This window comes from Roseovarius sp. D22-M7 (assembly GCF_037083785.1).
In the GTDB taxonomy this organism is placed as follows: domain Bacteria; phylum Pseudomonadota; class Alphaproteobacteria; order Rhodobacterales; family Rhodobacteraceae; genus Roseovarius.
Genome location: NZ_JBAPKY010000025.1, coordinates 37,527 through 53,263, shown reverse-complemented (window position 1 = coordinate 53,263; position 15,737 = coordinate 37,527). Strand labels below are relative to the sequence as shown.

12 protein-coding genes are annotated in these 15,737 nt (G+C 66.5%); 11 read left to right on the top strand and 1 reads right to left on the bottom strand.

From position 1 onward, the window contains the following. The first annotated feature begins 162 nt into the window (after positions 1-162). The 3 genes from V8324_RS12535 to V8324_RS12525 all read left to right on the top strand — a co-directional run bounded on the left by V8324_RS12535 (position 163) and on the right by V8324_RS12525 (position 3,726). The gene (locus V8324_RS12535) at positions 163-1,839 is read left to right on the top strand and encodes a formate--tetrahydrofolate ligase (protein ID WP_336420267.1); all 1,677 of its coding nucleotides are present in this window, start codon (positions 163-165) and stop codon (positions 1,837-1,839) included. 88 nt (positions 1,840-1,927) lie between these two features. Beyond that, positions 1,928-2,845, top strand: coding sequence for a bifunctional methylenetetrahydrofolate dehydrogenase/methenyltetrahydrofolate cyclohydrolase FolD (gene folD, locus V8324_RS12530; RefSeq protein WP_336420266.1), 918 nt, complete (start codon positions 1,928-1,930; stop codon positions 2,843-2,845). 29 nt (positions 2,846-2,874) lie between these two features. Continuing rightward, positions 2,875-3,726, top strand: coding sequence for a bifunctional 5,10-methylenetetrahydrofolate dehydrogenase/5,10-methenyltetrahydrofolate cyclohydrolase (locus V8324_RS12525; RefSeq protein WP_336420268.1), 852 nt, complete (start codon positions 2,875-2,877; stop codon positions 3,724-3,726). Positions 3,727-3,747: 21 nt separating this feature from the next. On the opposite strand, the gene V8324_RS12520 is transcribed toward V8324_RS12525, so the two are convergent. After that, positions 3,748-4,593, bottom strand: a complete 846-nt coding sequence (locus V8324_RS12520; RefSeq protein ID WP_336420265.1) for a DMT family transporter — start codon at positions 4,591-4,593, stop codon at positions 3,748-3,750. Between the two features lie 122 nt (positions 4,594-4,715). Between V8324_RS12520 and tdm the strand changes: the two genes are divergently transcribed. From tdm to V8324_RS12480, 8 genes are all read left to right on the top strand, one after another. Then, positions 4,716-7,085, top strand: a complete 2,370-nt coding sequence (gene tdm / locus V8324_RS12515; protein WP_336420264.1) for a trimethylamine-oxide aldolase Tdm — start codon at positions 4,716-4,718, stop codon at positions 7,083-7,085. Positions 7,086-7,122: 37 nt separating this feature from the next. Continuing rightward, positions 7,123-7,584, top strand: coding sequence for a group II truncated hemoglobin (locus V8324_RS12510; RefSeq protein ID WP_336420263.1), 462 nt, complete (start codon positions 7,123-7,125; stop codon positions 7,582-7,584). A 198-nt stretch (positions 7,585-7,782) separates the two neighbouring features. After that, positions 7,783-8,862, top strand: coding sequence for a PLP-dependent cysteine synthase family protein (locus V8324_RS12505; protein WP_336420262.1), 1,080 nt, complete (start codon positions 7,783-7,785; stop codon positions 8,860-8,862). 102 nt (positions 8,863-8,964) lie between these two features. After that, a complete protein-coding gene (yghU, locus tag V8324_RS12500; protein WP_336420261.1) occupies positions 8,965-9,834 on the top strand; it encodes a glutathione-dependent disulfide-bond oxidoreductase in 870 nt (289 codons plus the stop codon). A gap of 113 nt (positions 9,835-9,947) precedes the next feature. Then, positions 9,948-10,667, top strand: a complete 720-nt coding sequence (locus V8324_RS12495) for an NYN domain-containing protein (protein ID WP_336420260.1) — start codon at positions 9,948-9,950, stop codon at positions 10,665-10,667. A 79-nt stretch (positions 10,668-10,746) separates the two neighbouring features. After that, complete coding sequence (locus V8324_RS12490; protein ID WP_336420259.1) at positions 10,747-11,490, top strand: ZIP family metal transporter; 744 nt, start codon at positions 10,747-10,749, stop codon at positions 11,488-11,490. An 86-nt stretch (positions 11,491-11,576) separates the two neighbouring features. Next, a complete protein-coding gene (locus V8324_RS12485) occupies positions 11,577-12,668 on the top strand; it encodes an efflux RND transporter periplasmic adaptor subunit (RefSeq protein WP_336420258.1) in 1,092 nt (363 codons plus the stop codon). A 1-nt stretch (position 12,669) separates the two neighbouring features. Continuing rightward, a complete protein-coding gene (locus V8324_RS12480) occupies positions 12,670-15,723 on the top strand; it encodes an efflux RND transporter permease subunit (RefSeq protein ID WP_336420257.1) in 3,054 nt (1,017 codons plus the stop codon). Positions 15,724-15,737 lie beyond the last annotated feature (14 nt).

Sequence of the window (15,737 nt, the reverse complement as noted above, 5' to 3'; positions counted from 1 at the left end):
CCCCTTCGCCTATGTCGAGGCCGCCGCCAACATCCTCACCAACGCCGCCCTCGACCCATACGGAAAAATCCCCGAATTCAAATTCGCCGCAGTAAGGGTCGAAGCTGCATCGAAACTCGTGGCTGAATGACGCCGCGTTCCACCAACAGGAAAGCAACACAGATGGCACACAAGACAGATATCGAAATCGCCCGCGACGCCAACAAGCGCCCGATCATCGAGATCGGCGCCGATCTCGGCATCCCCGGCGACCACCTTCTGCCCTTCGGGCACGACAAGGCCAAGGTGAGCCAGGATTTCATCAACGGCGTGCAGGACAAGCCGAACGGCAAGCTGGTGCTTGTCACCGCGATCAATCCGACGCCCGCCGGCGAGGGCAAGACCACCACCACCGTCGGGCTGGGCGACGGGCTGAACGCCATCGGCAGGAAGGCGATGATCTGCATCCGCGAAGCCTCGCTCGGGCCGAATTTCGGCATGAAGGGGGGCGCCGCCGGGGGCGGGCGCGCGCAGATCGTGCCGATGGAGGACATGAACCTTCACTTTACCGGGGATTTCCACGCCATCACCAGCGCGCATTCCCTGCTGAGCGCGATGATCGACAACCACATCTACTGGGGCAATGACCTGGAGATCGACGTGCGCCGGGTCGTCTGGCGCCGGGTGGTGGACATGAACGACCGCGCGCTGCGCCAGATCACGGCATCGCTGGGCGGGGTCGCCAACGGCTTTCCCCGCGAAACGGGGTTCGACATCACCGTGGCCTCCGAGGTGATGGCCATCCTGTGTCTGGCCAGGGATCTGAAGGATCTGGAGGACCGGCTGGGGGCCATGATCGTGGCCTATCGGCGCGACAAGACCCCGGTTTTCTGCCGCGACATCAAGGCCGAAGGCGCGATGACCGTGCTGTTGAAGGACGCGATGCAGCCCAACCTCGTGCAGACGCTGGAAAACAACCCCGCCTTCGTGCATGGCGGACCGTTCGCCAATATCGCGCATGGCTGCAACTCTGTCATGGCGACGACGACGGCGCTGAAGCTGGCTGATTACGTGGTGACCGAGGCCGGGTTCGGCGCCGATCTGGGCGCCGAGAAATTCATGAACATCAAGTGCCGCAAGGCCGGGCTGGCACCGTCGGTGGTGGTCTGCGTCGCCACGGTGCGGGCGATGAAGATGAATGGCGGCGTCGCCAAGGCCGAGCTCGGGACCGAAAGCGTCGAGGCCGTCAAGGCAGGCTGCCCGAACCTTGGGCGCCACATCGAGAACCTCAAGAGCTTCGGCGTGCCGGTGGTCGTGGCGATCAACCATTTCGTCACCGACACGGATGCGGAAGTGGAGGCGATCAAGGAGTACGTGTCCCGGCATGGCGCCGAGGCGGTGCTCTCGCGGCATTGGGAGCTGGGCTCGGAAGGCTCTGCCGATCTCGCCCGCAAGGTGACCGAACTGGCCGAGGCCGACGAGGCCGGTTTCGCGCCGATCTACCCCGACGAGATGCCGCTGGCCGAGAAGATCCAGACGATCTGCAAGAAGATCTATCGAGCGGACGAGGCGTTGATGGACCAGAAGATCCGCGATCAGCTCAAGTCGTGGGAAGACCAGGGCTATGGCAACCTGCCGGTCTGCATGGCCAAGACGCAGTACAGCTTCTCGACCGATCCGACCCTGCGCGGCGCGCCCACGGGATTCTCGGTGCCGGTGCGCGAAGTGCGCCTGTCGGCGGGGGCCGGGTTCGTCGTCGTGGTCTGCGGCGAGATCATGACCATGCCGGGCCTGCCGCGCGTGCCGTCGGCCGAAAATATCCGGCTCAACGCCGATGGCGAGATCGAAGGGTTGTTCTGATCTCGTGACCCGGGCGGGGCGCCTTGGCGCCTCGCCCCCGACCGCGGCGGGCCGCGCGGACCATATCAAGCTAGGGAGACTGACAGCGATGGCAGCGACGATCATCGACGGCAAGGGGTTTGCCGGAACCATCCGCGAACAGGTGGCGGGCCACGTGGCCCGGCTGAAAGAAGATCACGGGCTGACGCCGGGCCTCGCGGTCGTGCTGGTGGGCGAGGATCCTGCGAGCCAGGTCTATGTCCGGTCCAAGGGCAAGCAGACCGTCGAATGCGGCATGGCCTCGTTCGAGCACAAGCTCGAGGCCGACACGTCCGAAGCCGATCTGCTGGCGCTGATCGCTCGGCTGAACGCCGATCCGGCGGTGCATGGCATCCTCGTACAACTGCCCCTGCCCGGCCATCTGGACGAGGACCTGGTGATCAATGCGATCGACCCGGCCAAGGACGTGGACGGCTTTCACATCTCGAATGTGGGATTGCTGGCGACGGGACAGAAAAGCATGGTGCCCTGCACGCCGCTGGGCTGCCTGATGTTGCTGCGCGCGCATCACGGCCGCCTGTCGGGGATGAACGCGGTGGTGATCGGGCGGTCCAACATCGTGGGCAAGCCGATGGCACAGCTTCTGCTGGGCGACAGTTGCACCGTGACCATCGCCCACAGCCGGACGCGCGACATCCAGGAGCTTTGCCGCCGGGCCGATATCGTGGTCGCCGCCGTCGGCCGCGCCGAGATGGTGACGGGCGACTGGATCAAGCCCGGTGCGACGGTCATCGATGTCGGCATCAACCGCATCGACGCGCCCGAGAAGGGCACCGGCGAGGACGGTCGCGTCAAGACGCGGCTTGTGGGCGATTGCGAGTATGACAGCTGCGCCGCGGTGGCCGGCGCGATCACGCCCGTCCCGGGCGGTGTCGGCCCGATGACCATCGCCTGCCTGCTGGCCAATACCGTGACGGCCTGCTGCCGTGCCAATGGTCTGGCAGAGCCGGAGGGGCTGACCGCGTGAATATCGTCGTCAAGGACCCGCGATTGCTGATGGGACGGCTGGTGCGCGACAGGATCCTGTCCGAGGTCGCCTCTTACGTGAACAAGGCCGGGCGCATCGGCAAGCTTGTCTCGATCTCGATCGGCGAGGTCCCCGAAATCATGATCTATGTGCGCAACCAGGCCGCGGCGGCCCGGGCCGCCGGCCTCGGCTTCGATCAGCAGCTCTGGAGCGCCGACATCCCACAGGAGGCATGCAAGGCAGCGATCCAGGCGATGAACGACGACCCCGAGGTGCTGGGTGTCATCCTGCAGCGCCCCGTCCCTGCCCATATCAATGTGCGGTCGCTGCAATCGGCGATCCATCCCTTGAAGGATGTCGAGGGGATGAATCCCGCCTCGATCGGCAATATCGTCTACAATGATGTGGCGATGGCGCCCTGTACGGCCGCGGCGGCGGTGGAGTTGATCCGGGAAACCGGATTGACGCTGGAAGGGCTCGAGGTGGTCATGGTCGGCCATTCGGAGATCGTCGGCAAACCCGCCGCCAACATGTTGATGGCCGCCGGGGCCACGGTGACGGTCTGTCACCACATGACCCGGTCGGTCGCCATGCATTCGCGGCGGGCGGATGTGGTGCTCGTGGCCGTGGGCAAGCCGCATCTCATCGGCGCGGACATGATCAAGCCCGGCGCCGTGGTGATCGATATCGGGATCAACCAGATGACCGGGGCGGATGGCGCCGTCACGATCGTCGGGGACGTGGATACCGATGCCGTCAGCCAAGTCGCGGGCTGGATCACGCCGGTGCCGGGCGGGGTCGGCCCGGTGACCGTCGCGATCCTGATGCGCAATGCCGTCAACGCCCATCGACGCCAGACCGACGCGGGCTGGATCGGCTGACGGCGCGCATTGCGCGCACGGCTACATCGCGAGGTAGCCGATGGCGCAAAAGGCCGTCACGCAGCCGCCCCATTGCGGCATCGTCATCCGCTCCTTCAGAAAGACCGCGGCCAGCACGATCGTGAACATCCCGAACATCGAGGACGCGACCGAGGCGAATTCCGGATGCGCCACGCGGCCCGCGGACAGCACCGCCAGCAGCGCGATCCCGTCCAGGGCGCCCATCAGGATCAACGGCACGACCGCCCCGCGCCCGAGAGCAAGCGGCGCGGACCGAACGAGGAGGAATGTCAGCAGCAGCCCGAGCGCCGTCATGCGCGCCAGAAGCGTCGCGTGAAGCTCGCCATCCAGCGCGGCGGCCATCTGGCCAAGCTTGAACGTGACGGCAAAGCCGAGGGCGGAGGCCAGTGACAGCAGGATCGTGGGCCCCTTGGGCGGCGTGGGATCGCCGCTGGTATCGGCGAGGCTTGCCACCACGCCCACACCGGCCACGATCAACAGGACGGCCGCAACCTGATCCGGGGTGATGACCGCCCCCGACAGCGCCGCGAACCCGAGCGAGGCGATCGGATAGGCGCCGATGATCGGGCTGACCAGGCGCACGGGACCGCGTTGGAACGCGAAATACAACCCCAGGCTGGCCACGAGAAACGCGGCCCCCGAGCCGATGGACAGCCAGAAGGCATCTCCACGCGGCAGGCGCAGCGCGTCGTTCGAGGCCAGAACCAACGTGTGAAAGACCAGCCCGGTCGCCAGCACCAGCACCAGCGCCCCGAGCAGTGGTACCGTCCGGCTGAGATAGCGGATCGAGATGTCGTGCAGGCCCCAGCAGACAGCCGCCACCAGGCCCAGGGCAATCGCATTCATTCACGTCCTCCCGTTTCGTCGCGGGCTTGGCGCGGGACGGAACCGCTTGCACCGGACGTCATTTGCTATTATTCTTGAGGTTAAACAATTATTCCAAGAATGCAAACAGCCGGAGTGGACGCATGTTGGACACGAGATACCCGGATGTCACGCCGGGTCCGCCGAAACCCAGCGCAATCGTGCAGCCACGCGTGTTTTCGCTGCCGCCCGGAACGGAACGCTACGTGGTCGAGGGCGCAGGCGCGATCCTTGTCCGGCTGGAGCCGGGAGATAGCCTGGACATCGAGAATACCGAGGGCGGCCAGCCCTGCGAAATCGTCTGCGCGGACACCGGCGGCCGTTTCGACCCCGGCCTGATCGGGGCGGCGGCACAGGGGACGCCGAAGGGGTTGCTTTCGCTTCTGACCTCGGCGGACCAGTCGCTGCGCAGCCTGCGCATGGGGATCGAGGCGCGCGGCCTCGACCTGTCCGCGGCGCGGGCCGTGCATCTCTTCGGGTGCGAGACCCCGGCGGGAACACGCGAAAGCTTTACCGCCACGCGCGAGGGGATCGCGATCATCGCCGCCCCCGGCGGGATCATGGATTTCGAGGGGCAGGACACCGCCACCCCGCTCACCGTTCATGTCCGCCGCGCGGTCATCAAGAGCGTGGCGAGGTTCCATCTGCCCGATCCACTGGCCGATCCGGTGGCGGATATCCGCGTGCATTCCGCCACCGCCGAGGCGTATTTCGTCAAGGCGGGCGATTACATCCAGATCCTCGATGTGGATGGCCGCCAATGCACCGACTTCCAGTGTTTCTCGGCCCGCAAGCTGGACACGGGGGTCGAGCACGCGCTGGACGTGACCACGACCCGCACCCTGATGGGCCATGCCTACCCGATGCCGGGGCTGCACGCCAAGTATTACGACCAGGACATGCTGCCGCTGGTCGAGGTGATCCAGGACACCTGCGGGCGGCATGATGCCTTTGCGCTGGCCTGTTCGGCCAAGTATTACGACGACATCGGCTATCCCGGCCACGTCAATTGCTCGGACAATTTCAACGGCGCGCTGTCGCCGCACGGCGTGACCGGGCGCGCGGGCTGGATGGCGATCAACTTCTTCTTCAATACCGGGTTGGACGCGCATGGCGTGATGTATTCGGACGAGCCGTGGTCGCGCCCCGGCGACTACGTGCTGCTGCGGGCGCTGACCGATCTCGTCTGTGTCAGTTCCGCCTGCCCCGACGACACCACCGCCGCCAATGGCTGGAACCCGACCGACGTTCACGTACGGACCTATGGCGGCAAGGAAACCTTTCAACGCGCCGTCGCCTACCGGCCCACACCTGATTCGGACCCGAAAATGACAAAACAGACAGGCTTTCACGACCGGTTCGACCGGTTCACCGACAATTTCATCGAGTATAACGGCTATTGGCTGGCCAACTGCATGTCCACCGCCGGGCCGATCGAGGAATATCACGCCTGCCGCGAGAAATGCGTTGTCCTCGATCTCAGCCCGTTGCGGAAGTTCGAGATCACCGGCCCTGACAGCGAGGCGCTGTGCCAGTACATCTTTACCCGCAACATCAAGACCCTGCCGGTGGGGGGCGTCGTCTACACCGCGATGTGCTACCCGCATGGCGGGATGGTCGACGATGGCACCATCTTCCGGCTGGGCCGCGACAATTTCCGCTGGATCGGGGGCTCTGACTATGGCGGGGAGTGGATCCGCGAAAAGGCCGAGGAGCTGGGGCTCAAGGTGATGGTCCGCTCGTCCACCGACATGCAGCACAACATCGCCGTGCAGGGCCCCGAAAGCCGCGACCTGTTGAAGAAGATCATCTGGACCGCACCGCATCAGCCGGATTTCGAGGATCTGGCCTGGTTTCGCTTTGCCCCGGCGCGGATCGGCGATGACCGGGGAACGCCGGTCGTCGTCAGCCGCACGGGCTATACCGGCGAGCTGGGCTACGAGATCTTCTGCCACCCCAAACATGCCGGCGAGGTCTTTGACGCGGTCTGGCAGGCCGGGCAGGATCACGGCATCCGGCCCATGGGGCTCGAAGCGCTGGACATGCTGCGGATCGAGGCCGGGCTGATCTTTGCCGACTACGATTTCAGCGACCAGACCGACCCGTTCGAGGCGGGGATCGGCTTTACCGTGCCCCTGAAATCGAAAGAGGACGATTTCATCGGGCGCGAGGCGCTGATCCGCCGCAAGGAGCATCCGGCGCGCAAGTTCGTGGGGCTGGATATCGACGGCAACGTGGATGTCGGCCACGGCGATTGCATCCATATCGGGCGCGCCCGGATCGGCGAGGTCACGTCGGCCATGCGCTCGCCCATCCTGGGCAGGAACATCGCGTTGGCGCGGGTCGATGTGGCCCATCACGAGGTCGGGACAAAGGTTGAGATCGGCAAGCTGGACGGGCACCAGAAACGCCTGCCCGCGACGATCGTGCCGCTGTCGCATTACGACCCGAAAAAGACCAAGCCGCGGTCGTGACGGGGATCGCCGCGATACCCGGGGCGGGACGCGGGCGATGAGCGTCGCGCTGACGCGGATCGGCGGCGAAGCCGCGCTGCGCGCGGTGGTCGAGCGGTTCTACGATCTCGTGGAAACCGATCCGGCGGCCCATCCGCTGCACCGGCTGCATTTTCGCGGCCACGGCCTCGACCACACGCGGCAGGCGCAGTTCGACTATCTCTGCGGGTTTCTGGGCGGCCGCGCCTATTACCGGGAACGGTTCGGCCACATGAACCTGCGCGAGATCCACGCCCATGTCCCCATCCGCGACGCGGATGCGATGCTCTGGCTCGAGACCTTCGACACGGCGCTTGCGGATTGCGGCATGGAGGGGGACACCGTCGACACGTTCCGTGCCACGCTGCGCCGCGCGGCGCTCTTGCTGGTCAATGACGTGCCCGACTGGCGCGCCGAGGCCGACCGCATCTCCGCAGAGCGCCGGGCCTGCCCCGGCACCGCCCCGCCGGACGGGACATGAGGCCGCAGGCAAAGCCCCCGGCGCCGGCCGTGGTGACGCGGGCGGCCACCCGACATCGCGGGCCGTCGTTCCATTGAAAAGCCGGTAAACCGAACATTTTCCCGATTTCAGCCCTTACCCCCGTCCGATCCGGAACAACCCTTTCCCCCTGCCCGCGCGGCTCATAGATTGCGCGTGAACCGACAAGGGAGAGACGACATGACCGACAGCAGCATTCGCCGCACCAAGGGCCGCGGCAAGCGGTATGACAGCATCCTCGACACGATCGGCGACACGCCGGTGATCCGCGTCAACAATCTCGGCCCCGATCACGTGACGATCTACGTCAAGGCCGAGGCGTTCAACCCCGCCGCCTCGGTCAAGGACCGGCTGGCCGTCAACATCATCGAGGCGGCCGAACGCGACGGGCGGCTGAAGCCCGGGCAGACGGTGGTCGAGGCCACCAGCGGCAATACCGGCATCGGGCTTGCCATGGTCTGCGCGCAGAAGGGCTATCCGCTGGTCATCACCATGGCCGAAAGCTTTTCCATCGAGCGCCGCCGCCTGATGCGGATGCTGGGCGCCAAGGTCGTGCTGACGCCCAAGGGCGAAAAGGGCTTCGGCATGTACAAGAAGGCCGAGGAGCTGGCGGAATTGAACGGCTGGTTCCTGGCGCATCAGTTCGAGACCGAGGATAACGCCGCGATCCACGAGGCCACCACCGCGCAGGAGATCCTGGGCGATTTCGAGGGCGAGCGGCTGGATTACGTGGTCACCGGCTACGGCACCGGCGGCACGGTGACGGCAATGGGACGGGTCTTGCGGGACAAGCGCCCCGACACCAAGATCATCCTGTCGGAGCCCGCAAATGCCGCCCTTCTGGGCAGCGGCCACGCGCAGGAGCGCACGCCCGAGGGCAACCCTGCATCGAGCCACCCGGCGTTCGAGCCGCACCCCATTCAGGGCTGGACGCCGGATTTCATCCCGCTCGTGCTGCAGGAAGCCGTGGACAAGAAGTATTACGACGACCTGATCCCGGTCGCCGGGACCGACGGCATCAAATGCGCCCGCGACCTGGCCTCCAAGGAAGGCATCTTCACCGGGGTTTCGGGGGGATCGACCTTCGCGATCTCGTTGCAGATCGCCGAGACCGCCGCACCGGGATCGGTGATCCTGTGCATGCTGCCCGACACCGGCGAGCGCTACATGACCACGCCGCTGTTTGAAGGCATCGGCGAGAACATGAACGAGGAGGAAAAGGCAATCTCGACCTCGACGCCGGGCTATCAGCTGGGCTGACCCTGCCGCGCTGTCGCACAGACCCTGTGCGGTAGCCCCGCTTGTGTTCCGCGCGAGGGGGCTTACCTTGCGCGGCAACGCAAAACGGAAGGACATACCGTCATGAGCGACAGCAGTTACACCCCGCCCGAAGTCTGGACATGGGACAGCGCATCGGGCGGCAAGTTCGCCTCGATCAACCGCCCCGTTGCCGGCGCGACGCATGACAAGGAACTGCCGGTCGGCAATCATCCCTTCCAGCTTTACTCGCTGGCCACGCCCAACGGCGTCAAGGTCACGGTGATGTTCGAGGAATTGCTCGCCGCGGGGCATGACGCCGAATACGACGCATGGCTGATCGATATCGGCGAGGGCGAGCAGTTCGGCAGCGGGTTCGTCGAGGTGAACCCCAATTCGAAGATCCCCGCGATGGTGGATCATACCGGCAACACGCCGCTTAGGGTCTTCGAAAGTGGCTCTATCCTGATGCACCTGGCCGAGAAGTTCGGCGCCTTCCTGCCCACCTCGGGGCCCGGGCGCACCGAGACCCTCAACTGGCTGATGTGGCAGATGGGCAGCGCGCCCTTCCTCGGCGGCGGGTTCGGGCACTTCTACGCCTATGCCCCCGAAAAGCTGCAATACCCCATCGACCGCTTCGCGATGGAGGCCAAGCGCCAGCTCGACGTGCTCGACCGGCAACTGGCCGAGCGCCCCTATATCGCCGGCAACGACTACAGCATCGCCGACATGGCGATCTGGCCGTGGTACGGGCAGCTGTGCCTCGGGCGGCTTTACGATGCGGCGACGTTCCTCGACGTGGAAAGCTACACCTACGTGATGCATTGGGCCAATAAGATCGACGCCCGCCCGGCGGTGCAACGCGGCCGCATGGTCAATCGCAAGTTCGGCGCGCCGCACATGCAGCTGCACGAGCGCCACTCGCCCGAGGATTTCGACACGCAGACCCAAGACAAGATCGGCGAGACCGCCTGAAACGCGGCTGACGAACGATTGGCACGCGGCCGGCTCGATTCCTGCCGCGTGCGGGCGCAAACCGCTTTCGTTTTCGGCGCTGATCGGGCATGACGCCAAAAAGGAGGCCCGTCATGCCCGTCAGCGACACCCAACTGCTTGCCGTGCTCATCGATGCCGACAACGTGCCCGCGAAATACGCGGACGCCATCCTGCGCGAGGTCACGAGTTATGGCGAGCCGGGGCTGCGCCGGGTCTATGGCGACTGGTCGAGCCCGCAGCTTGCCGGATGGACGCGCACCGCGCAGAATCTCGGGCTGGTGCAGCATCAGCAGACCGCCAACACCAAGGGCAAGAATGCCAGCGATATCGGGCTCGTGATCGACGCCATGGACATCCTGCATGCGGGGCATTTCGACGGCTTCGTGCTGGTCTCGTCGGACAGCGACTTCACCCGGCTGGCCAGCCGCATCCGCGAGCAGGGCCTGACGGTGATCGGCATCGGCGAGGCCAAGGCGCCGGACGCGTTGAAGAACGCCTGCAACCGTTTCGTGGCGATCGAGAACATCTACGAGGATAGCGGCGACACGCCGCGCAGCGCGCCGAAGGCCAAGCTCGACAGCGAACGCATCGCCGATGCGCGGCGGCTGATCTTCGTCGCGATGGAGAAGATCGACAGCGACGACGAATGGTATCCGCTGGGCCGCATCGGCCAGCAGATCCAGGCCGACAAGCCAGATTTCGACACCCGCAGTTACGGCAAGAAGAAGCTGAGCGACCTGATAAAGGAATTGAAGGTGTTCGAGACGAAATCGGGCCCCGGCAATCAGCTTCTGGTGCGCCGGGTCGACTGACGCGGCGCACCGACGACCGGGGCCAGGACCCGAAACCTTTCAGAGCCATGTGCACACAAAGCCATGAAAGGAGATCGAGTTGGACACGAGCCTGTGGATCGTCGTCGCGGCGGCGATGGTGACCGCGATCATGACCGGCGCGGGCGCGCTGCCCTTCGCGGTCGTCAAGACGCTGGGAACGCGCACCCTGGGATGGTCGAATGCCGCCGCCGCCGGGCTGATGCTGGCGGCAAGCCACGCGCTGATCGCCGAGGGCGTCGCGCTCGACACCACGCCGACGCTGCTCGGGGTGCTGGCCGGTCTGGGCGCGATCGTTCTGGCCGATCGGCTGTTGGCGCAGTCAAAGGATTTCGACATCGCCGAGCTGCGCGGCGCGGATGCGACCAAGGCATTGCTGATTCTCGGGATCATGACCGCGCATTCCTTCGCCGAGGGCGTGGGCGTCGGCGTGTCCTTTGCCGGCGAGGAGGGGCTGGGCGTGTTCATCACCACCGCCATCGCCTTTCACAACGTCCCCGAGGGGCTGGCGATCGCGCTGGTTCTGGTGCCGCGCGGCACGCCCGTGTGGAAGGCCGCCGGATGGGCGATCTTCACCAGCCTGCCACAGCCGATCATGGCCGCGCCCGCCTATCTGTTCGTCGAGGCGTTCCGCCCGTTCCTGCCCGTCGGGCTGGGGCTGGCCGCCGGGGCGATGATATGGATGGTCTTCGCCGAACTTTTCCCCGACGCGCTGGACAATGTCAAAAGCGGATCGGCCGCGACGGCGGTCACGCTGGCCTTCGCGGTCATGATGGCGTTCCAGATGCTGGTGCTTGCGCATTGAGGGCGGTCGCGGCACCGCAGCGTGATCTTGACAGGCTTTCGCGAACCGGCCTAGGTCCGCGCGACATCGGCACGGGAGCGACACCAATGGCGGTCTTCAAACGGCGTTCGGTCGCGGCGATCCGTGCCGTCCTGCTGCTGTTCGCAATGGCGCTGGCACCCGGCATGGCCCCGCCCGCATTGGCACAGTCCGGCGGCACGGCGGGAACGGAGGCCGTGACCGTCGACCTGGCGCGGGCCGCGCGCGCAGAAACGACGCGGACGCGCGACTTCGTCGGGCGGCTGGCACCGCTGAAGGTGGTCGATCTGGCATTCCAGGTTTCCGGGCAGATCCATGAATTGCCGGTCACCAATGGCCAGATGCGCGACGAGGGCGCGCTGATCGCGCGCCTCGACACGGTCGATTTCGAACTCGCCCTCGAGAATGCGCGCGCCACCTACGATCTTGCCGAGATCGAGTTCAACCGCGCCGCGGAACTGGCCGATCGCGGCACCGCGGCGCAATCGCGGCTGGATCAGGTGCGGGCGGACCGGGCGCAGGCCCGGATCGCGCTGCGCGAGGCCGAGCGGCGGCTCGACCAGGCGACGATCACGGCACCCTTCGACGCGCTGGTCGCCCGCGTCATCGCCGAGCCGTTCATCAACACCACCCCCAGCCAGCCGGTCGTGCGGCTGCAGGATGTGAGCGAGATGCGCGTCATCGTCTCGCTGCCCGAAGAGATCGCGGCGCTGGCCCGCGCCGATGGCCGGAATTTCGTCTTCAGCGCGACCTTCCCGGCCGCGTCGGGCTATGAGGCGTCGCTGACGCTGCGCGAATTCGTCACCGAGGCCGATCCGGTGGCGCAGACCTACGAGGTCGAGTTCGCCGTCACCGGCGAGGTCGACCCACGGCTGCTGCCGGGCATGACCGCCAAGGTCTCGGGCCGGCCGGCGACGGGATCCGGCGCACCGCCGGTGGTGGTTCCGGTAGAGGCCATCGACACCACCAGCGGCACCGACCCGCGGGTCTGGGTGTTCGACCCCGAAAGCGCCACCGTCGCGCCGCGCAACGTTATCCTAGGCCTGCCGCGCGATGGCAATGTCGTGGTGCTGGATGGCCTCGAGACCGGCGACCGTGTGGTGTCGGCGGGTTGGACCGGGCTGACCGAGGGCGCCCGGGTCCGCCCGTCGGGAGGCTGAGATGAAGCTCGACCTCGCCGCGCGCGCCATCGACCGTCCGGTGACCGTGCTGATGATCGTGCTGGCCTGTCTTTTCGGTGGGATCTGGGGGCTCAACACCGTGGGCCGGCTGGAGGATCCGACCTTCACCGTCAAGACCGCGCTGATCTTCACGCCCTATCCCGGCGCCAACGCGGAGGATGTCGAGACCGAGGTGTCGGAGGTCATCGAAAGCGCGCTGCAGCAGATGCAGCAGCTCGACTACATAACCTCGAAATCGACGCCGGGCCTGTCGCAGGTCACCGTCGAGATCAAGACCACCTATGACGGCAGCGAGCTGCCGCAGATCTGGGACGAGATGCGGCTGCGGCTGCGCGACCTGCGCGATCAATTGCCCACGGGCGCGCGGCAATCGAACGTCAACGACGATTTCGGCGACGTCTACGGCCTGTTCTACGCGGTCGAGACCGAGGGCAGCGGCCCCGCCGAACAGCGCGAGATCGCGCGCACCCTGCGGCGCGGCCTGCTGCCGGTCGAGGGTGTCGCCAAGGTCGAGATCCAGGGCCTGATCCCCGAGGAGATCACCGTCGCGATCTCCTCTGCGCGACTCACCAATCTCGGCCTGCCGCCCACGCAATTGCTGGGCGTGATCGACGACGAGAACGACGTCTTCGCCGATGGCGAGGTCTCCGAGGGCACGCAGCGGCTGCGCGTGTCGGTGCCGCGCGGCTATATCGACACCGGCGGGATCGAGGCGCTGCGGCTGGGGGTGCCCGGCGATGTCGGCCAGATCTCGATCTTCGACATCGCCCGCGTGACCCGCGCCGAGGCCACACAGCCCGAGCAGATCATCCGCCACAACGGCAAGCGCGTGTTCACCCTGGGGATTTCCGCGCTTGGGTCCGCCAATGTCGTCGAGGTCGGGGCAAGGGTCGAGGAGCGCCTGGCAAGGCTGATCGACGAGGCCCCCGACGGCGTCGCCGCCCGCCCGATCTACGAGCAGCACAAGGTCGTCGACGACGCCGTGACCGACTTCCTGGTGTCATTGGTGCAGTCGGTGGCGATCGTGATCGGCGCGCTGATGCTGGCCATGGGCTGGCGCGCCGGGGTGCTGGTCGGCACCACGCTGGTGCTGACGATCCTCGCGACGTTCTTCTTCATGGCGGTGCTGGATATCCAGATGCAGCGGATCAGCCTCGGGGCGCTGATCATCGCGATGGGCATGCTGGTCGACAACGCCATCGTCATCACGGAAGGCATGGTGGTCGGCATGGCCCGCGGCAAACCGGCCCGGACCGCCGCCGCCGAGACCGAGCGCGACACCTCGATCCCGCTGCTTGGTGCCACGGTGATCGGGATCATGGCCTTCGCCGGGATCGGCCTGTCGCCGGACCAGTCGGGGGAATTCCTGTTCTCTCTGTTCGCGGTGATCGCCATCTCGCTGTTGCTGAGCTGGGTGTTGGCGGTGACGGTGCTGCCCTACATGGGTGCCAAGCTGTTGCGCAGCACGGCCGAGCCCGTGGGCGATCCCCATGACGGCGTCATCTATCGCGGCTATGCCCGGATCCTGAAGCTGGGTCTGCGCGCCCGCTGGCTGGTGCTGCTGGCGGCGGTCGCGGTGACGGTGGGCGCCGTGCTGGCCTTCGGGCAGGTGAAGCAGGCTTTCTTTCCGCGGTCCAACACGCCGCTTTTCTACGTCGAGTACCAGCTTCCCGAAGGCGCCGACATCCGCGCGACCGAGGCCGACATGGTCCGGCTCGAGGATGCCGTGCGCGGTCTCGACGGGGTCACCGACGTCACCACACTGGTCGGGCGCGGGGCCAGCCGCTTCATGCTGATCTACACGCCCGAGCAGCAAAGCCCCTCTTACGGGCAGTTGATCGTCCGCGTCGACAGTGCCGAGGCGATCCCCGCGCTTGCCGAAGAGATCCGCCGCACCCTGCCGCAGCGCTTTCCGCGCGGCCTGCTGCGGGTGGAGTTGCTGACCTTCGGCCCCCCCACCGGGGCGGATGTCGCCGCGCGCTTTTCGGGGCCGGATCCCCAGGTGCTGCGCGGCCTCGCCGAGGAGGCGCTGGCGATCTATCGCGCGTCGGACGCGGTGACGAATATCCGCACCGACTGGCGGCAGCGGGTGATCACCATCACCCCGGTGATCGACGAGGCGCGGATGCGGCTTGCCGGTGTCAGCCGCGAGGCGATCGCCAACACGGTCCAGTTCGGCACCTCGGGGCTGCAGGTTGCCACCCTGCAGGAGCAGGACACCCAGATACCCTTGCTGCTGCGGCTGGCGGGCAACGAGCGCGAGGGCGTCGAGCGCCTGCGCGATCTCGACGTCTGGTCGCAGGCCGCCGAGCAATACGTGCCGATGTCGGGCATCGTCGAGCGCTTCGAGCCGCGTCTCGCCGAGGCGCGGATCCAGCGCCGCGACCGCCAGCGCACGATCACCGCCGAAGGTTTTGCGCGCGGTGATCTGACGGCGAACCAGGCGTTCACCTCGGTCCGCGCCGAGGTCGAGGCCATCGAGATGCCCCAAGGCTACGCGATGGAATGGGGCGGCGAGTACGAAAGCTCGTCCGACGCGCAGGCATCGCTGGGCCGGCAATTGCCGCTCAGCTTCCTCGTGATGCTGGTGATCTCGATCCTGCTGTTCAACCGGCTGCGCCAGCCGGCGATCGTCTGGCTGGTGGTGCCGATGGCGGTCACCGGCATGGTGCTTGGGTTGCTGACGACGGGGCTCGCCTTTACGTTCACGGCGCTTCTGGGGTTGTTATCGCTCTCGGGGATGCTGATCAAGAACGCCATCGTACTGGTCGGGGAATCCGACCGGCTTCGCGCCGAAGGGGTCGACGATTACGACGCCGTGGTGACCGGCGCCGTCAGCCGTCTGCGCCCGGTGATCCTTGCCGCCGGGACCACGATCCTCGGCATGACGCCGCTGCTGCCGGATGCGTTCTTTGCCTCGATGAGCGTGACGATCATGGGCGGGCTTGCCGTCGCCTCGGTTCTGACGCTGATCGTCGTTCCGGTGCTCTACGCGCTGTTCTTCGGCATCCGCCCGCCGGATCGCACGACCTGAGGCGCGGTGATCGC

Coding starts and splice junctions, on each gene's coding strand:
- V8324_RS12495 (WP_336420260.1), top strand. CDS start 9,948: ATGCCCGTCAGCGACACCCAACTGCTTGCCGTGCTCATCGATGCCGAC.
- V8324_RS12480 (WP_336420257.1), top strand. CDS start 12,670: ATGAAGCTCGACCTCGCCGCGCGCGCCATCGACCGTCCGGTGACCGTG.
- V8324_RS12510 (WP_336420263.1), top strand. CDS start 7,123: ATGAGCGTCGCGCTGACGCGGATCGGCGGCGAAGCCGCGCTGCGCGCG.
- folD (WP_336420266.1), top strand. CDS start 1,928: ATGGCAGCGACGATCATCGACGGCAAGGGGTTTGCCGGAACCATCCGC.
- V8324_RS12505 (WP_336420262.1), top strand. CDS start 7,783: ATGACCGACAGCAGCATTCGCCGCACCAAGGGCCGCGGCAAGCGGTAT.
- V8324_RS12525 (WP_336420268.1), top strand. CDS start 2,875: ATGGGACGGCTGGTGCGCGACAGGATCCTGTCCGAGGTCGCCTCTTAC.
- tdm (WP_336420264.1), top strand. CDS start 4,716: ATGTTGGACACGAGATACCCGGATGTCACGCCGGGTCCGCCGAAACCC.
- V8324_RS12535 (WP_336420267.1), top strand. CDS start 163: ATGGCACACAAGACAGATATCGAAATCGCCCGCGACGCCAACAAGCGC.
- yghU (WP_336420261.1), top strand. CDS start 8,965: ATGAGCGACAGCAGTTACACCCCGCCCGAAGTCTGGACATGGGACAGC.
- V8324_RS12485 (WP_336420258.1), top strand. CDS start 11,577: ATGGCGGTCTTCAAACGGCGTTCGGTCGCGGCGATCCGTGCCGTCCTG.
- V8324_RS12520 (WP_336420265.1), bottom strand. CDS start 4,593: ATGAATGCGATTGCCCTGGGCCTGGTGGCGGCTGTCTGCTGGGGCCTG.